We start from the raw sequence: 16072 nt of genomic DNA, 5'->3' as shown, positions 1-16072 counted from the left end.
GGTGTCAGGACTTCTTCGCCCCGGCGGAGCAGTACTGGGGGGCGCTGCTGACGTTGTCGGCGGTGATGAGGCTGATCGGCGTCATGGCGATCTTGTCGGTCTTCTTCCTGTCGAGCAGGCTGATCGTGTTGGTGACGGCGATCTTCCCGGTCGTCATCGCGGAGTTGGCGACGGTCGCGGCGAAACGCCCGTCCTTGACCGCGGCGAGACCGTGGTCGGTCCCGTTGACCGTCACGATCCTCACGTCGGCACCGGCGGCCTGGAAGGCCTTGAGCGCGCCGAAGGCCATCTCCTCGTTCGCCACGAAGGCGTAACGCAGCTTCGGGTGGGCCTGGATCATGTTCTCCGCGACGTCCTGCGCCTTGGCCGCGTTGAACATCCCCGGCTGGTTCGCCACGACCTTCGCGTTGTCCGGCAGTGCCTCGGTGAAGCCGTTGACCAGCAGGTCGGACGCGGCGCCGGGTGCTCCGGCGATGACCCCGACCTCGACCCGCCCGCCCGCCGCGTCCTTCTCGACGAAGCCGGCGTCGAGCTCGCCGACCTGCCGCAGGTCGACCACCACCGCGCCCAGGATGTCGCTCGGGTCGTCGGTCACGACGGACGTCAGGAAGATGGGTATGTTCGCGCTCCTGGCCTTGGCGATGTCTCCCTTGAGCGCGTCGACGTTGACCGTCTGCACGATCAGGGCGTCGACGTCGCGCGCGATCATGTCCTCGATGTTGGACAGCTCCGTCCCCGGGTTCTGGTGGGAGTTGGCCGTGTAGAGCTTGGCGTCCCGCGCGTCGGCGGTGTCCTTGACGGATGCCTGGAGACAGGTGTGGAACTCGGTGTCGCCGCCGTTGACGAATCCGAGGGAGACCGCGCCGTCGCCGGAACCGGCACCGGCGCCGCAGCCGCTCAGTGCGAGGGCGAGTCCGGCCGCACAGGCGGCGGTGGCTCTGCGCGAACGGGCAGAAACGTTCATGGAGGGGCCTTTCGAAACGTGCGGGCTGGTGGTCAGTGCGGGGAGGACTTCTTGTGGAGCTGGTTGGCGATCGCGGCGACGAGGAGGACGGCACCGACCGAGATCTGCTGGAAGTAGCTGGAGACCTGGAGGAGGTTGAGCGCGTTGGCCACGACTCCGAGGAGGACCACGCCGAGGCAGGTGCCGACGACGGTGCCGAAGCCGCCGGCGAGCATGGTGCCGCCGATCACGACCGAGGCGACCGCGGTGAGTTGCAGTTGCAGTCCGCCGGTCCCCGGGCTGCTCGCTCCGAGCCGGGACAGCAGCATCAGTCCGGCGAGGCCCGACAGGGCGCCGGCCAGGCTGTAGAGCACCAGCTTCCGCCGGTTGACGTCGATGCCGCTGAGCCGGGCGACGTGCTCGTTGCCGCCGATGGCGAAGGCGTCCCGGCCGAAGACGGTGAACTTCATGACCAGGCCGACCACGAGGAGGACCAGGACCGCCACGATCAGCAGGTTCGGCAGGCCGAGCGTCTTCCCGCCCCCGAGGGCGGACAGGTGGTCCCCGATGGAGACGCTGAGCCCGTCGAGCACCAGCAGCGCGACACCGTCCAGGAGGGTCGCGGTGGCGAGGGTGGCCACGAAGGGCGCCACATCGGTGTAGGTCACGACCAGGCCGTTGACGAGCCCGACGGCGGTGGCGAGGAGCAGCGACACGATCACGGTGAAGGCGGTGGACCTTCCGTCCGCCAGGAACTGGGCGGCGACGGCGGTGGTGACCGCCGCGTTGCTGCCCATCGAGAAGTCCATGCCGCCGGCGGTCATCAGCAGGGTGAGAGCGGCGGCGAGGACGGCGACGACGCTGACCTGCCGAAGGACGTTGACCAGGTTGGTGGAGGTGGCGAAGGAGTCGGTCTCCACACCGGCGAACACGATGACGGCGATCAGGACGGCGATCAGACCGGCGTGCGGCACGCCGCTCAGCCTGCGGAAGGGCCCTGCCGTCCGGGCGCCGTCCGTCGGGTTCTTGGTCGCGGGTGTCTCCGGCGGAGCCGTGATGCTCATCGGGCATGTCCTTTGAGGGCGGTGGCGACGAGTTCGTCGTGGGTGATGGCGCTGACCTCGTGCTCGGCGACCACGCGGCCGGCGCTGACGACGATCACGCGGTCCGACAGGCGCATGACCTCCTCGGCGGACGAGGAGGCGAGCAGCACGGCCACGCCCCGGGAGGCGAGTTGGTCGATCAGCGCGTGGATGTCGGCCATCGCCGCCACGTCGACGCCGTTGGTGGGGTCTTCGAGGAAGCAGGCGACCGGTGAGGTCTCCAGCCACTTGGCCAGCAGGACCTTCTGCTGGTTGCCGCCCGAGAGGCTGCCGACCGCGGGGTTGCGGGTCAGGGAGACGACGCCGTAGCTCTCCCGGCGGGGGGCGGCGCGGCGGGTCGTGTCGGAACGGCGCTGCAACCGCCGCCCGCCGAGCCGGTCGGTGGCGAGCATGAGGTTCTCGTCCAGCGAGAGTCCCGGGATCAGCCCGAGGGCGCGGCGGTCACCGGTGACGCAGCGCAGCCCACTGGCCAGGGAGCGGGGGATACGGCCGAAGGGCACGGCGGTCCCGCCCACCTCCAGCTCTCCGGTGTCGGGCCGCCGCCTTCCGGACAGCAGGTCGAACAGCCGGGACTGGGCGTCACCGGCCGGGCCGAGGACGCCGACGATCTCGCCCGCCCGCACCTGGACGCCGAAGTCGCTGATGTCCCGGCCGTGGGACAGGCCCCGCACGGTGAGCGCGACCGCCGGGGAGGGCGCCGGGCGTTCGGGCCGCCGGGACACCACTTCGCGGCCCACCATGTGCCGGACCAGCCCGGCGGCGTCCGTCGCCGCGGCGGGACCGCTGTGCACGACGGACCCGTCGCGGAGCACGGTGATGCGGTCCGCGACCGACAGCACCTCGTCGATGTAGTGCGAGATGTAGACGACGGCCACGCCCTCGTCCCGCAGCGTCCGCACCAGGGCCCTGATCCGGTCGGCTGCCGCCGCGCCGAGGCAGGCGGTGGGCTCGTCCAGGATCAGGACCTTGCCGCCCCGCCGTACTTCACGGGCCACCTCCACCATCGTCTGTTCGGCGACGGTGAGTTCACCGGCGGTCCGCTTCACGTCGATGTCGATGTCCAGGCGGCGCAGGGCCTGACGGGCCTGGCGCTCGACGGACTTCCACGACACGAGGGACCGGGAGGCGGGAAGGTCCCCGAGCAGGATGTTCTCGGCGACGGTCAGTGCCATGACCAGTTCGCGGCGCTGCGGGACGGTGCAGACACCGAGCCGGCGGGCCCGGCGCGGGGTCAGTCCCGGCCGGTCGCTCCCCTCGATCTCGATCGTGCCGCCGTCCGCCTGGTACGCGCCGGACAGGAGCTGGACCAGGGTGGACTTGCCGGCGCCGTTCATGCCCATCAGGGCGTGCACCTCACCGGGGCGGATGTCCAGCGAGACGCCCCGGAGCGCCACGGCTCCGCCGAAGCGCTTGGTGAGGTCGCGGATGCGGACGACCGGCTCCGCCGTCGCGCGGGCCACGGGACGGGCGGTCCCGAGAGCGGTCGTGGTGGTCACGTCCGTGCTCCCTTTCGTACGTGGCTCGGGGCGGGCTGTCACGGCTGCGACCGGTCCCCGTCACCGGTGACGTGCTCGAAACCGCGGATGTCGGGGAACGGGGGCCTGTGGTCGGCCTGGAGATCGACCTGGAAGGCGTTCAGGCACATGCCGAGCATCGTGAAGTTGCCCAGGGACCCGACGGTGTCGACCAGGGCCTGCGAGCCGAAGATCGCGTGGGCGCGGGCGAAGGTGTCGTCCGAGACGAAGTGGGTCTCCAGCAGTTCCCGGCAGAACGTGTGGAACACGGTGTCCGCCTCGTCGGTGAAGACGGGCTCCCGGCGTTCGGCGATGGCCTCGACCGCCTGGGCGGGGACACCGGCCTCGACCGCGGCTGCCACATGGGCGTTCCAGGAGTACTGCGCGTCGAAATGGCGCGCGGCCATCAGCAGGGTGAGTTCCCGCAGATGCTTCGGCAGGCTCGATTCGAACCGTACGAAGGCACCGAGCGATTCGACCCGCTCACACAGTCCGGGGCTCTGCAGCCATACCCGGAAGGGGCCTCGGACCCCGCCCCGGCGCGCCGTGATCCTCGCGTGGAGTTCCTGCTGATGGTCGTTCATCTCGTCGGCTGCGAGTACGGGAAGTCTCATGGCGCGGCCTGCCTTTCTTCGGTGACACGCATGGTTCGACCGTGTGACGGGAGCCGACCGTACCCCCGAGTCGCCGAGGCTCACCCCTCCCGGAATGCAAGGTAAAACTGCACGCCGGACGCCTCTCGTTTCACGGATCCGGCACCTAACGTCGGACGACGCACCGACGTCGAGAGGGATCGCGCATGACCGTCATCATCAAGTCCGCCACCGTCCGCCTGCTGGACCGGGGAGGTTCGGTCGTGACGACTCCCCTGGTCACGACTGGGGCGGCGAACGGCGAGAACCGGATCACCAGCGGAATGAGCGTGTATCCGGTGGGTTCCGGGGCGCCGATGCACTCGCACAACTGCGACGAGCACGTGACGGTCCTGGAAGGGGAGGCCGAGGTGCTGGTGGAGGGCGAGGTGACCCGCCTGGAGCGCTTCGACACCACCTACATCCCCTCGCCCCTGCCGCACCTCTTCCGGAACGTGGGCGACACCCCCTTGCGCATCCTCTGGGTCTACACCTCGGGGACGGTGACCCGGACGTTCACCGGGACCGGCGTGACGGTGGAACACCTGTCGGCGGCGGACCAGATGGGGTGAGGCGGCGTCCCGCCCGCCCGGCGGGTAAGCGCCGGTCCGGATGAATCCCCCCGAGGGCGCGGTCACTCGGCCGGGGCGGGGAGCCGTTCCCGTGGAGCCGGCGGCCCGTCGCGCGGGACGGTGCGGGAGGCAGCGGGTCGTCCATGTCCGGCTCCTCGGTCGTGCCGGCGGTGGCCCGGACCACGCGGAGGTGCCGGCCGGGACCGGGCCTCGCGCGGCTGCCGGGACCGGCCGCACAGCGGTACGCCCACGGGCGCCGGCACCGCACACGGCCGGGCGGGAGCCCTGCCCGGTGCGGGCGGCGTCAGCTTCTTGGCGGCGACCGTAACCGCATCCGCCGGACGTCGGCAAGATGCCGAACGAGATGGTCACCTGTGAATCCCGGGTGCTCCGGCGGTGCGCCGTGCACGGGGAACCGCCCAGCTCAGCCGGTCCTCACAAGCACGCCGAAGGCGGCGCCGGACATCTCCGGCGCCGCCTTCGTCCTGTGCCGTCGTCGGGGATCAGACCGCGGACGGGAAGCGGTCCCAGACCCGGTGGCCGCCCAGGAGTTCGGTGACCGTCTCCAGCACCTCGGTGCCGGCACCTCCGTCCACCACGCCCGGGGCGTCCAGCGGAACACCGGCGGAGGAGAGCAGCCGCTCGCCTCCGGCCCAGCTCCCGATCGCCTTGCCGTGCCGGAACGCCTCGTCGAGGAGGACCACGAGCCGCGGGTCGACGGCCGGGCTCGCGTCGCCGGGGGCACCGGCGATCAGGACGGCGTCGAACTCGACGGACCGCGCGGTGGCGTAGGTGCGCTGCACGGTGACCGGGTCGCCGTCCTCGCCGATGACGCCCCCGGTGGGGGCGATGACCAGGGGCACCATGCCGGAGTCCTGGACCGCGCCGCACACCGCGCGGACGCCTTCCAGGTCCGCGTCCTTGTCGGCGACGATGCCGATGACGCGGCCGTCGACCGGCCAGACCTTGCCGATCTGCGAGAGGGCGGGGCTCGGCTCCGGGTCGGCGAGCGGTCCGTCCGGCTCGGGGGCGGGGAGGCCGAGACCGGCGGCGACCTGCGCGCACAGCTCGCCGTCGATCCGGGCGAGCACCTTGAGGCCGCGTTCCTTGACGGCCTGCTCGTAGCACTTGCCCAGCTCGAAGGTGTAGGCGGCGATGATGTGCTCGCGCTCCACCGGGCTCATGCTGAGCCAGAAGAGGCGGGGCTGGCTGAAGTGGTCGTCGAACGACTCCGCGGCCTCGCGCACCTTGCGGCTCGCGGCGACCTCGACCGGTACCTCGATGAAGGCGCCGGTGTCGGCGCCCGCGAGGAAGGGACAGCCGCCGTCGAGGGAGTTGGGCCGGTAGGGCGCCACTCCCCGGTGGACGGCGGTCTGGTGCATGCCGTCCCGCAGCATGTCGTTGACCGGGGCGTGCGTCCGGTTGATCGGCAGCTGCGCGAAGTTGGGGCCGCCGAGCCGGGTGAGCTGGGTGTCGATGTAGCTGAACAGCCGGCCCTGGAGCAGCGCGTCGTTGGTGACGTCGATGCCCGGCACCATGTTGCCGACGTGGAAGGCGACCTGCTCGGTCTCGGCGAAGTAGTTCGACGGGTTCGCGTCGAGCGTCATCAGGCCGATCGGCTGGACCGGTGCGAGCTCCTCCGGCACGATCTTGGTCGGGTCCAGCAGGTCGATCCCCTGGAACATCTGCTCGGGGTTGTCGGGGAAGGTCTGGACCCCCAGCTCCCACTGGGGGAAGGCGCCCGACTCGATGGCGTCGGCGAGGTCCCGGCGGTGGAAGTCGGGGTCCACGCCGCAGGCGATCTGGGCCTCTTCCCAGACCTGGGAGTGGACGCCGAGCTTGGGCTTCCAGTGGAACTTGACGAGGGTGGAAACGCCCTCGTCGTTGACGAACCGGAAGGTGTGGACGCCGAAGCCCTCCATCGTCCGGTACGAGCGCGGGATACCGCGGTCGGACATGTTCCACAGGGTGTGGTGGGTCGCCTCGGAGTGGAGCGTCACGAAGTCCCAGAACGTGTCGTGTGCGCTCTGCGCCTGCGGGATCTCGCGGTCGGGGTGCGGTTTGCCGGCGTGGATGACGTCGGGGAACTTGATGGCGTCCTGGATGAAGAACACCGGGATGTTGTTGCCGACGAGGTCGAAGACGCCCTCCTCGGTGTAGAACTTCGTGGCGAAGCCCCGGGTGTCGCGCACGGTGTCGGCCGAGCCGCGGGAGCCGAGCACGGTGGAGAAACGGACGAAGACCGGGGTCTCCACGTCCTTGGCCAGGAAGGCCGCCTTGGAGATCTTCGCCGCGGATCCGTATCCCCGGAAGACACCGTGGGCGGCGGCTCCACGGGCGTGCACCACGCGCTCCGGGATGCGCTCGTGGTCGAAGTGGGTGATCTTCTCCCGCAGATGGTGGTCCTGGAGCAGGACCGGACCGCGCGGACCCGCCTTCAGCGAGTGGTCGCTGTCGTAGAGCCGCGCGCCCTGCGCGGTGGTCAGGTAGGCGCCGCTCTGGGCGTTGCGCGCGGGGTCGTTCCCGGTGGGCTGGCCGGTGGGGCCGACCGTCTCGGGGCCGCTCTGGTCGGGCTTGGGCGGCAGCGGCTCGTGCGGCTCCGTCGGCTCCTCGAGGGTCGGCGGGACGCTGCTCGGCGTGCCCGGGATCGGCTGGGTCTCTCGGTTGTCCGTCATTCGTTCTCCTCCTGAGGTGTCGCCGGTCACCGACCGGCCTGCCGTGCGTGCGATGACACCGGCCCGTGTCGAACCACCCGGTGCGGCCCGGGCCCCGGGCGTGCGTCCGGCCCGCACGACGCCGCGACGGCGCGGGGGCTCCCCTGCCCGGCCACGCGTATACCTGCCGCCGCCGGGGCCCCGTGCCACGGGGCGCGCCGAGCCGTCACTCCTTCGGCAGCGCCCATCGGTGGGCGCCGCCCGGGACGGTCAGACGTTCTCCCTGGGGATCTGTTCGTTCCAGGTACGGGAGAAGACCCGGCGCCCGTCCTCGTAGCCGTCGAGCGTGGCGTCCACGTGGAAGGTGTCCTCGTCCGAGGTCAGGACGGTGCGTGTCTCGACCCGGACGTCCCAGTCGGGGCGCCGGAACCGCATCTCCCAGGCGGTCTCGCCGCGCACGGACCCGAAGTCCTCGCCGACCCAGCTGTAGTTCTCACAGGCCCGCAGCCCGGTCTCGATGCCGTTCTCGTACCGCTGGAGCCCTCGGTCCTTCACGATGTCGAGCACCGACCGGTAGTCGACCAGGTCCCTGGACACGGTCCATGCCTGCTCCGGCTCGCTGAGCCGGGTGACCTCGGGGGGAGCGCAGCCCTCGGGCTCGCCGAAGACCGGCAGCCGGGTGTCGTCCGTCCCTCCGGCGGGGCGGACCGGCAGGGTGAGGGTGCTGCCCTCCTCGTAGACGCTGAGCAGGACCGGCCGCGGGGTCGGCCACACCAGGGGCCAGTACGAGGTGGACAGCGACAGCCGTACGCGGTGCCCGGGCGGGAAGACCTGGGCGACTCCGTGCAGCGGCACACGCACCTGGTAGCGCCTGCCCGGTTCGAGCGGCTCGGGGGTCTCCTCGCTGTCGCGGTGGACCAGGTTGAGCACGCCGTACGTCACCCGGGTCGAGCGCCCGTCCGGGGCGACGTCGGAGAGCCTGACGTTCAGCTGGGCGACGGGGGCGTCCGCCGACACCTCGATCACGGCGACGGGCGAGCCGAGGATCTCGATGCGGTCGTCCAGCGGCGCGGTCTCGAAGACGAGCGAGCCGCCGTCCTCCTCGCGCTGGTCGTAGGGCAGGTCCGGCGGCGCGTTGTACGAGGCCCACTTGCCGGCGAACTGGCCCACCGACAGCGGGGACTGCACGGTGTGCGTCCGCTCCCCCCGCCCGCCGCCGTCCTGCGGAGTGCCCAGGGCGTGGTCGCGCAGCGGGAAGACGGCCTCGCCGACGTTCGGTGAGGGCCAGGACGGCTCGCCGACCCAGCGGCCGGGTCGCTCCTCGTAGGAGGTGGAGGGCGGCACGCTCTCCTGCATCCAGGCCTGGAGCATGGGGCCGTCCATGACCCCGTTGTCGACGCCCTTGAGCCAGTGGTCCCACCAGCGCACGACCTCCTGGAGGTACCCGATGGCCGGGCCCGGCTCGCCGAGGTGCGGCAGCTTGTGCGACCAGGGGCCGATGAGCCCCTTGCGGGGCACGTCGACGTGGCTGAGCAGCCGGGTGACGGCGTTGGAGTAGCCGTCCGCCCAGCCGCTGGAGGCGAGCACCGGGCAGTTCAGGGCGCTGTAGTCCTCGCTGAGGGAGGCGTGGCGCCAGTAGTCGTCCCGCTGCTGGTGGCGCAGCCACTCCAGGACCCAGGGGCGCGCCGCGTCCAGCCTTTCCCGCCACATCTCGCGCCAGCGTTCACCGACGACGGCCGGGTCGGGCGGGCAGGTGGCGTAGGCGAACATGGTGCCGGCCTCGGCCAGGTTGTCGGAGAGCATCGCGCCGCCGAGGTAGTGCATGTCGTCCGCGTACCGGTCGTCGGTGAACGAGGCGATACAGATGGCGCGCAGGCTCGGCGGCCGGCGCGCGGCGACCTGGAGGGCGGCGAAGGCGCCCCAGGAGATGCCCATCATCCCGGTCGTTCCGTCGCACCAGGGCTGCTCGGCGATCCAGGCCAGCACCTCTTCGGCGTCGCGCTGCTCCTGTTCCAGGTATTCGTCGAGCAGCACCCCCTCCGATTCACCGGTCCCCCGCAGGTCGACCCGGACGCAGGCGTAGCCGTGTCCGGCGATGTAGGGGTGGTGGATGGCGTCCCGGGTGGAGGTCAGGTCGTTCTTCCGGTACGGGATGTACTCCAGCACCGCCGGTACGGGTTCGTCGTCGGAGGCGGTGGGGCGCCAGATCCGTGCCGAGAGCCGGGTGCCGTCGCTCATCGGGATCGTGACGTGCTTGTCTTCCTGGGTCGCGTAGGGCAGCTGGTCCACATGGCGCATGCCTGTGCGACCTCCTTTCGTCGTACGGGTCCGGCGTACGGAGCCGCTGTGCTCAGCGGGGGTTCTTGCCGCGCCCGCCGGGCTCCGTGTGGTCGAAGGTGAGGCCGAGCGCGGCCACGCACCGGTCGAACTTGCGGCGGAGGTCGTCCTCGTCGTCGCCGCCGGTGAAGATGTGCGCCACCTCGTAGCTGTAGCTGTCCTGCTGGGAGACCGTGGACAGCTTCTGGCCCTCCTCGGGCACCACGTCCACGCGCACCCCGGGTATCTCGCGCTCGATCTCGGCGATCCGCTCGGCCGACGGCACCTCGTGCACCGTGCCGTCGCCGAACCAGCGGTAGTACCACTTGGCGGCCGTCTTGTACGGCCCCTGGCCGCCGGGCAGCGCCGGGTCGACGCCCTGGGAGAGGCTGAGCATCCGGTGGTGGTTGGGCGCGCCGTCGACGTAGTCGAACAGCTCGGCGTGGGACTGGGAGTGTCGGGGGTTGATCTCCAGGAGGCTGATGTCGCCGGTCTTCGGGTCGTAGAAGTACTCGATGCTGAAGGTGGCCGACTCCATGCCGATCTGCCGCATGGTCCGCTCGCTGACGTCGTGCAGTTTGCGGATCACCGGCGCCGGCAGGGTGCTCGGGTACTGGTGGCGCAGGAAGCAGGACGAGTTGGGGTAGTTGATGGAGTCCAGTACGCCGTAGACGGTCACCTCCCCCTCGTAGACGTAGCCCTCGACCGCGACCTGGATCCCGGTCATCGCCTCTTCGGCCAGGCAGACCTGTCCGCCGACGCCCTCCATCTCCGGAGGCAGGTCCAGCAGGTCCAGCACGGTGTCGAACGGCCGGCCGACCCGGGCGATGCCCTCGCGTATCGCCGCGACGGCCTCCCTGAACTCCTTCATGTCCGAGACTCCGAAGGCGAGCTCGGACGAGTAGGCGAGGGCCGGCTTGAGCCACATCGGGAAGTTGACGCCCTCGGGCGGCTGCGGGTCGTCGGTGTCGAGGTCCACCCGGCCGAAGCGGGGGTACTCGTCGATGACCTTCTGCTGTTCGAGCCGGCTCCAGTACTTGTGCTCGCACTTGACGACGGATTCGAGGCCGGTCGTGCGCACCCCGTACTCCTTGCCGAGCAGGGGTACGAGGATGCTCACCGGGAAGTCCCAGTAGCCGACGATCGCGTCGACGCTGCCGTCGTGCGCGTCCAGGACGGCCCGGGCCCGGTTCAGCAGGTCGGGCACGGAGACCTCGCCCTCCTGGAGCTCCTCGATGCTCAGCAGGCGGTGGAAACGGTACGAGTCGGCCTGCGGGACGGCTTGCAGCGTCGGCAGGTTCGCGTCGTCGAGGCCGATGACGAAGATGTTCTTGGGCTGCCCTTGGGGCACAGGAAGGTCCTTTCGGAAGGGGACGCCCCCGGGCGTGCCGGGGGCCGGTGGGCGGTCGGACGCCGGGCCGGGCGTCTGCGGTCACCGCCGTGGAGCGGGTCGGGCGGCCGGGGTCCGGGGCGGCCGGTGTCAGGATCGCCGGGGCGCTCCCGGGGACGTGGCAGCCGCGCCGGGGAGGAGGCGCCGTGCACGTCCGGGGTAGGCCGTGTCGCCTACGCGGGGTCGGGACCCGGGGGCGTCGCCGGACGAGGCGTGCGCCCCCGGCCGAGGCGTGCGGCGGACGGCCGTACGTCCGGGCCTGGGAGCGCCGGCGAACCGGTGCCCGGGGTGCTGGGGTCGCGGGGGAATTTGTGCATGCCGCTCGCGTGCCCCGTGTCGGCCGCGCAATGCGTGCGCGTCCCCGTGGCCACGGATGATCCCCGGCCGAGGCCGCGCTGACGCCGCCCGGGACCGGTCAGCGCACTCCGTGCGGCCGGTACTGGACGCTGATCCGCGGGCCCCGGGCGTGCGCGGTCTTGGGGACGGCGTGCTGCCAGGTCCGCTGGCAGGATCCGCCCATGACGATCAGGTCGCCGTGGCCCAGCGGCCGACGGACCGTGGCGCCGCCCCGGAGGGGCCGCAGGAGCAGGTCGCGCGGGGCACCGAGGGAGAGGATCGCCACCATCGTGTCCTCGTGCGAGCTGCGCCCGTGTGTGTCGCCGTGCCAGGCCACGCTGTCCCGTCCGTCCCGGTAGTGGCACAGCCCCGCCGTGGTGAAGGGCTCCCCCAGCTCCTCGGCGTAGTGCGCGGACAGCGCGTCGCGGGCCTCGTCCAGCACGGGGCTCGGCAGCGCATCGCCGTCCCGGTAGAAGGCGAGCAGCCGGGGGACGTCGACCGTCCGGTCGTACATCTGACGGCGTTCGGCCCGCCAGGGGACCTCGTCCGCGAGCGCCGTGAAGAGCGCGTCGCCCCCGCTCAGCCAGCCCGGCAGGACGTCGATCCAGGCGCCGTCGCCGAGGACGGTTCTGCGCAGGCCGGTCAGAGAGCCCAGGGCCGGGCGGTCGGCCTGGTCGAAGAGCGAACCCTGGAGATGCGCGGACATGGGCACAGTCTACCGTCGAATAGAACATGCGTTCCCTTGTCGAGCTCCCTGGGTCGTCACCCCTCCGGTCCCTTGCCGGTGTCCTCGCCGACGCGGCCGGGCGGCCCGGGCTCCGCGGCCGGGGACTCGGGGGCGTCGCCGCCCAGTTCGGGCTCCAGGCCCTCTTCGGCCACCTCGGTCCGGCCCAGGCCCGCGTCGGCGCGCCAGGCCTCGAAGGACCAGCCGGTCAGCGCGACCACGGCCAGGCCGAGCGTCCAGCCCCCGACGACGTCGCTGAACCAGTGCACGCCCAGCGCGATCCGGGTGAAGCCGACGCCGACCACCGAGACGGCCGCCACGGCCCAGCACACGGGGCGCAGGCCACGGCGGACCATCGGCAGCAGGACGAGCAGCAGGATGCCGAACGAGGTCACGGCCGTCATCGCGTGGCCGGACGGGAACGAGAAGCCCGGGGCGTGCGCCACCGGGTCCTGGAGGGACGGCCTCGCCCGCTCGACCACCGTCTTGACGAGCAGCCCCGTCAGCCCTCCGGCCACCGCGGTGACGGCCGACCAGGCGGCGAGCCGCCAGGCGCGGCGGTACACCAGCCACAGCGTGAGCAGCGCGACCGCCACGCGCAGGGTGAAGGGGTCCCACACCCCCTCGGAGAGGAAGCGCAGGGTGCCGGTCCACGCCGGATGGTCGAGGGCGGTCCGGTTCAGCCATCGGGCGGCGCCCGCGTCGAGGTGCCGCAGCGGGCCCCAGCCGCTCTCCACCAGGACGAGCAGGAGCCCGAAGAGCACGGCGGCGACCGCGGCGACGGCCGCCGAGGCGAACAGCCGGACGCCGAACCTCCGGTCGGCGTCACGGCGGCGCCGGGTGCGTACGGAACGGTCGGCGGGGCGAGCTGACATTCAGGCTCCCGGATCGGGTTGTACGGGCCCCGGCCGCCTGGCCCGGACCGCTTCCAGCTGGGCGGCGAACGAGAGGCCGAGGAACAGTGCGATGGAGGTGAGGTACGCCCACAGCAGCAGCGACATGAACGCGGTGAGCGGTCCGTAGACGGTGTCGAAGGAGCCACTGACCTCCAGGTAGAGGCTGAGCAGCCAGGTGAGCGTCGTCCACAGCACCAGGTACACGGCGGCGCCGAAGGCCAGCCATGTGTAGCCGGGCTGCCGTCGGCGCGGCGAGCGGCGGAAGATCGCGCTCGCGGAGAGCAGCACCAGGAGCACGCCCGCGGGCCAGCGCAGCAGGTCCCACGCGGACTCGGCGCGGGCCCCGAGGCCGTACACGTCCACGACCGCCGCCACCAGGTCGCCTCCGGCCACCATGGCGACGAAGCCGATGCCGAGCGGGATCCCGGCGGTCACGGACATCACCAGGCCCCGCAGGTACTTGCGGTGGAAGTCCCGGTCGCGCTCGACCCCGTATATCCGGTTGGCACCGCGCTCGATCTGGCACATGGCGGTGGTGGTGTTGGTCAGCGAGAAGACCAGCCCGAACCAGAGGGCGACCTTGGCCCCGTCGTCGGCGTGCCGGCGACTGCGCTCCAGCGCGTCGTCGACCACCTCGGCGCTGGGGCCCTCGGTGATCCGGTGGATCGTCAGTTCCGCAACCCTGCCCAGGTCCTCGGTGTGCATGGCCGAGGACAGCCCGACGAAGGCGATGACCAGCGGGACCACCGCCAGCACCGTCTGCAGGGCGAGCGCCCGGGAGTGGCTGAAGCCGTCCGCGTACCGGAAGCGGACGAAGGAGTCGCGCAGCAGCGGCCAGCGTCCGTAGCGCCGCAGGGTGGCGAGCGCCTCGTCGCCGGAGAGTTCGGTGCCGAGCATGTCCCGGGTCTGCGGGACCCTGGTGGCGGTTCCCATCTCACTCCCCCCGCCCGGGCACGAGCACGGTCAGTGCGCCGGGCCTGACCTCGGCGGTGAGCCGTCGGCCGACGGCCACGGGGTCACCGTCCAGTTCACGCGGCTGCGGCGCGTCGAAACGGAGGTCCGCACGGCGGAACGTGAAGTACTCCACGGAGCGGTGGGCGCCGCCGTCCACGCCCGGCGCCGGTCCCCCGGCCGGCCGGGGGCGCAGCAGCGATCCGACGGCGCTCAGCCAGCCGCCGGGGCCGCGCGGGTCGAGGATCATGAGGTCGAGCAGGCCGTCGTCGGGCCGGGCCGCGGGGACGAGCGCGGCCCCGCCCTGCACCGTTCCGGCGTTGGCGAGCAGCACCATCCGGGCGTCACGGCGCAGCGGCGGTGCCCCGTCGAGCCCGACCGTCAGCCGCATCCGGGGGGCCCGCAGCTCCCGCAGGCCCGCCACGACGTAGGCGGGCCAGCCCCACCGGGCCTTGGCCCGGTCACTGGTGCTCTCCAGCATGGCGGCGTCCAGCCCGGCCCCGGACATCACGGTGAAGTGCGCGGGCGGCAGGCCGTCTCCTTCGATCCTGCCGAGGTCGATCGGGTGCGGTGTACCGCGCAGCGCGGCGGCCAGTGCCTTCTCCGGTTCCACGGGCAGGCCCAGGTTGCGGGCGAGGAGGTTGCCGGTGCCGCACGGCACCACCGCGAGCGGTATACCGGTACCGGCCAGCGCCTCCGCCGCCGCGCGGACGGTTCCGTCGCCGCCGCAGACCACGACGAGCGTGGCCCCGTCCCGCACCGCGCCCCTGGTCTGCCCCTCCCCCGGATCGTCGGCCGTGGTCTCCACGAAATCCGCCCCGTGGTGGCCGTGCCGCTCCAGGACCCGGCGGACGGCCTCGCGGGCCGGTCCGTCGGTGACGGTGGGGTTGAAGACCACCGCGGTACGGCCGGACGCCGGGCCGGTGGACACCGCACCGGCCGCCCCGGGAAGCGCCGCGGCCTCGGACGGGAGCGGGGCCGGCACGTGCGGTCCGGTCAGCAGGGCGCGGCCGACGATCAGCAGGGACAGTCCGCCGTTGAGCAGGCCGCCCGCCACATCGGTCGGATGGTGCATGCCCCGGTACATCCGGCCGACCGCCACCAGGAGGGGCAGGAGGAGCAGCGGTATCGCCAGGGCTCTGCGCCAGGGCCCCTTCACCCGGTGCAGGACGAGGACGGCGAGGCCCGCGTAGAGGGCGGTGGCCGCGCCGGTGTGCCCGGAGGTGTAGCTGGAGGTGGGAGGCGAGGCGTCGAGCCGGTCGACGTCCGGCCGGTTGCGGTCCACCCCCTCGGTGATGACCAGGAAGACCAGCGACTGGAGGGACACGGCGACGGCCAGGAAGACCGCGTCGCGCCACCGGGGCAACCGGGGGACCAGCAGGAGGAGCAGGCAGCTGATCAGGGTGCCGATGACGACCGTGCCCGTGTTGCCCGCCTCGGACACGACGGACGACACCGTGTCGAGGGTGTCCGTACGGACCCGTACCAGCGCGTCGATGACCGCGTCCTCGGACGACACCGGCCATACACGGGCGGCCGGGCCGGTGACCAGGAGTCCCAGCCCCACCATCAGCCCGGCCTGGCAGACGGCCGTCGCCACGATGATCCCGGCCGCGCGGGCGCCGCCGCCCACGCCCCACGCGGCGCGCCCCGGCCCTCCGGCGGTGCCCGTCCGCCCGGCCGGGGCCTGTACCGAGAGGCCAGCGGCCCCGGCCGGGGCGGGCGCGGCCAGGGCCGGCTCGCCGGTGCGGGTCTCGCGTCTCTCCGGTATGTCGGTCGGCATCTCTTCTGGTCCCTTCGCTACCCCGCGGTCACGGGGGACCGGGAGAAGCTCTCCCCCGGCGTCTCGCCGTCTTCCCCCTCCCGGGCCCGCCAGACCTGCCGGATCCACGGACCCCGGGCCCGGCACGCGGCGCGACCGCCTTGCTCCGCAGCCCCGGACGTACGGCGTTGCGCGGTCGCACCGGCCCGGGATCGGCCATAAGCTGCCGGGGCCGTCGGATGGTGGCCGCGATGGCGCTGACCAGGCCTTCCACCCCGC

General features: G+C 72.3%; 12 protein-coding genes. 1 reads left to right on the top strand and 11 read right to left on the bottom strand.

Annotation, left to right across the window (positions count from 1 at the left end):
- Positions 1-4: 4 nt before the first annotated feature.
- The 4 genes from SACTE_RS30055 to SACTE_RS30040 are packed head-to-tail and all read right to left on the bottom strand — an operon-like array spanning position 5 to position 4174.
- The gene (locus SACTE_RS30055) at positions 5-964 is read right to left on the bottom strand and encodes a sugar ABC transporter substrate-binding protein (protein WP_014049784.1); all 960 of its coding nucleotides are present in this window, start codon (positions 962-964) and stop codon (positions 5-7) included.
- Positions 965-996: 32 nt separating this feature from the next.
- Positions 997-2007, bottom strand: coding sequence for an ABC transporter permease (locus SACTE_RS30050; RefSeq protein WP_014049783.1), 1011 nt, complete (start codon positions 2005-2007; stop codon positions 997-999).
- A complete protein-coding gene (locus SACTE_RS30045) occupies positions 2004-3542 on the bottom strand; it encodes a sugar ABC transporter ATP-binding protein (RefSeq protein WP_014049782.1) in 1539 nt (512 codons plus the stop codon). Before SACTE_RS30045 ends, SACTE_RS30050 begins: the two co-directional genes overlap by 4 nt.
- A 38-nt stretch (positions 3543-3580) precedes the next feature.
- A complete protein-coding gene (locus SACTE_RS30040; RefSeq protein WP_014049781.1) occupies positions 3581-4174 on the bottom strand; it encodes a carboxymuconolactone decarboxylase family protein in 594 nt (197 codons plus the stop codon).
- Between the two features lie 185 nt (positions 4175-4359).
- On the opposite strand from SACTE_RS30040, the gene SACTE_RS30035 reads away from it, so the two are divergent.
- Complete coding sequence (locus tag SACTE_RS30035; RefSeq protein ID WP_014049780.1) at positions 4360-4764, top strand: cupin domain-containing protein; 405 nt, start codon at positions 4360-4362, stop codon at positions 4762-4764.
- A 503-nt stretch (positions 4765-5267) separates the two neighbouring features.
- Here the strand turns inward: SACTE_RS30035 and SACTE_RS30030 are convergent.
- The 7 genes from SACTE_RS30030 to SACTE_RS30000 all read right to left on the bottom strand — a co-directional run bounded on the left by SACTE_RS30030 (position 5268) and on the right by SACTE_RS30000 (position 15814).
- A complete protein-coding gene (locus tag SACTE_RS30030; RefSeq protein WP_014049779.1) occupies positions 5268-7439 on the bottom strand; it encodes a catalase in 2172 nt (723 codons plus the stop codon).
- Between the two features lie 249 nt (positions 7440-7688).
- Entirely contained in the window at positions 7689-9716 is a 2028-nt protein-coding gene (locus SACTE_RS30025) for a CocE/NonD family hydrolase (RefSeq protein ID WP_014049778.1), read from the bottom strand.
- Between the two features lie 52 nt (positions 9717-9768).
- Complete coding sequence (locus tag SACTE_RS30020) at positions 9769-11085, bottom strand: ATP-grasp domain-containing protein (RefSeq protein ID WP_014049777.1); 1317 nt, start codon at positions 11083-11085, stop codon at positions 9769-9771.
- Between the two features lie 454 nt (positions 11086-11539).
- The gene (locus SACTE_RS30015; protein WP_014049776.1) at positions 11540-12166 is read right to left on the bottom strand and encodes an alpha-ketoglutarate-dependent dioxygenase AlkB; all 627 of its coding nucleotides are present in this window, start codon (positions 12164-12166) and stop codon (positions 11540-11542) included.
- A gap of 56 nt (positions 12167-12222) precedes the next feature.
- A complete protein-coding gene (locus tag SACTE_RS30010) occupies positions 12223-13059 on the bottom strand; it encodes a phosphatase PAP2 family protein (protein ID WP_014049775.1) in 837 nt (278 codons plus the stop codon).
- A complete protein-coding gene (locus SACTE_RS30005; protein ID WP_014049774.1) occupies positions 13060-14013 on the bottom strand; it encodes a YihY/virulence factor BrkB family protein in 954 nt (317 codons plus the stop codon).
- A gap of 1 nt (position 14014) precedes the next feature.
- Positions 14015-15814 (bottom strand): diacylglycerol kinase family protein, encoded by a 1800-nt coding sequence (locus tag SACTE_RS30000; protein WP_014049773.1) that lies wholly within the window; start codon positions 15812-15814, stop codon positions 14015-14017.
- Between the last annotated feature and the right edge of the window lie 258 nt (positions 15815-16072).

The sequence above is a fragment of the Streptomyces sp. SirexAA-E genome, assembly GCF_000177195.2.
GTDB lineage: Bacteria > Actinomycetota > Actinomycetes > Streptomycetales > Streptomycetaceae > Streptomyces > Streptomyces flavovirens.
The sequence above is the reverse complement of the archived record's forward strand: the minus strand, read 5'-3'. Positions and strand labels throughout refer to the sequence as shown.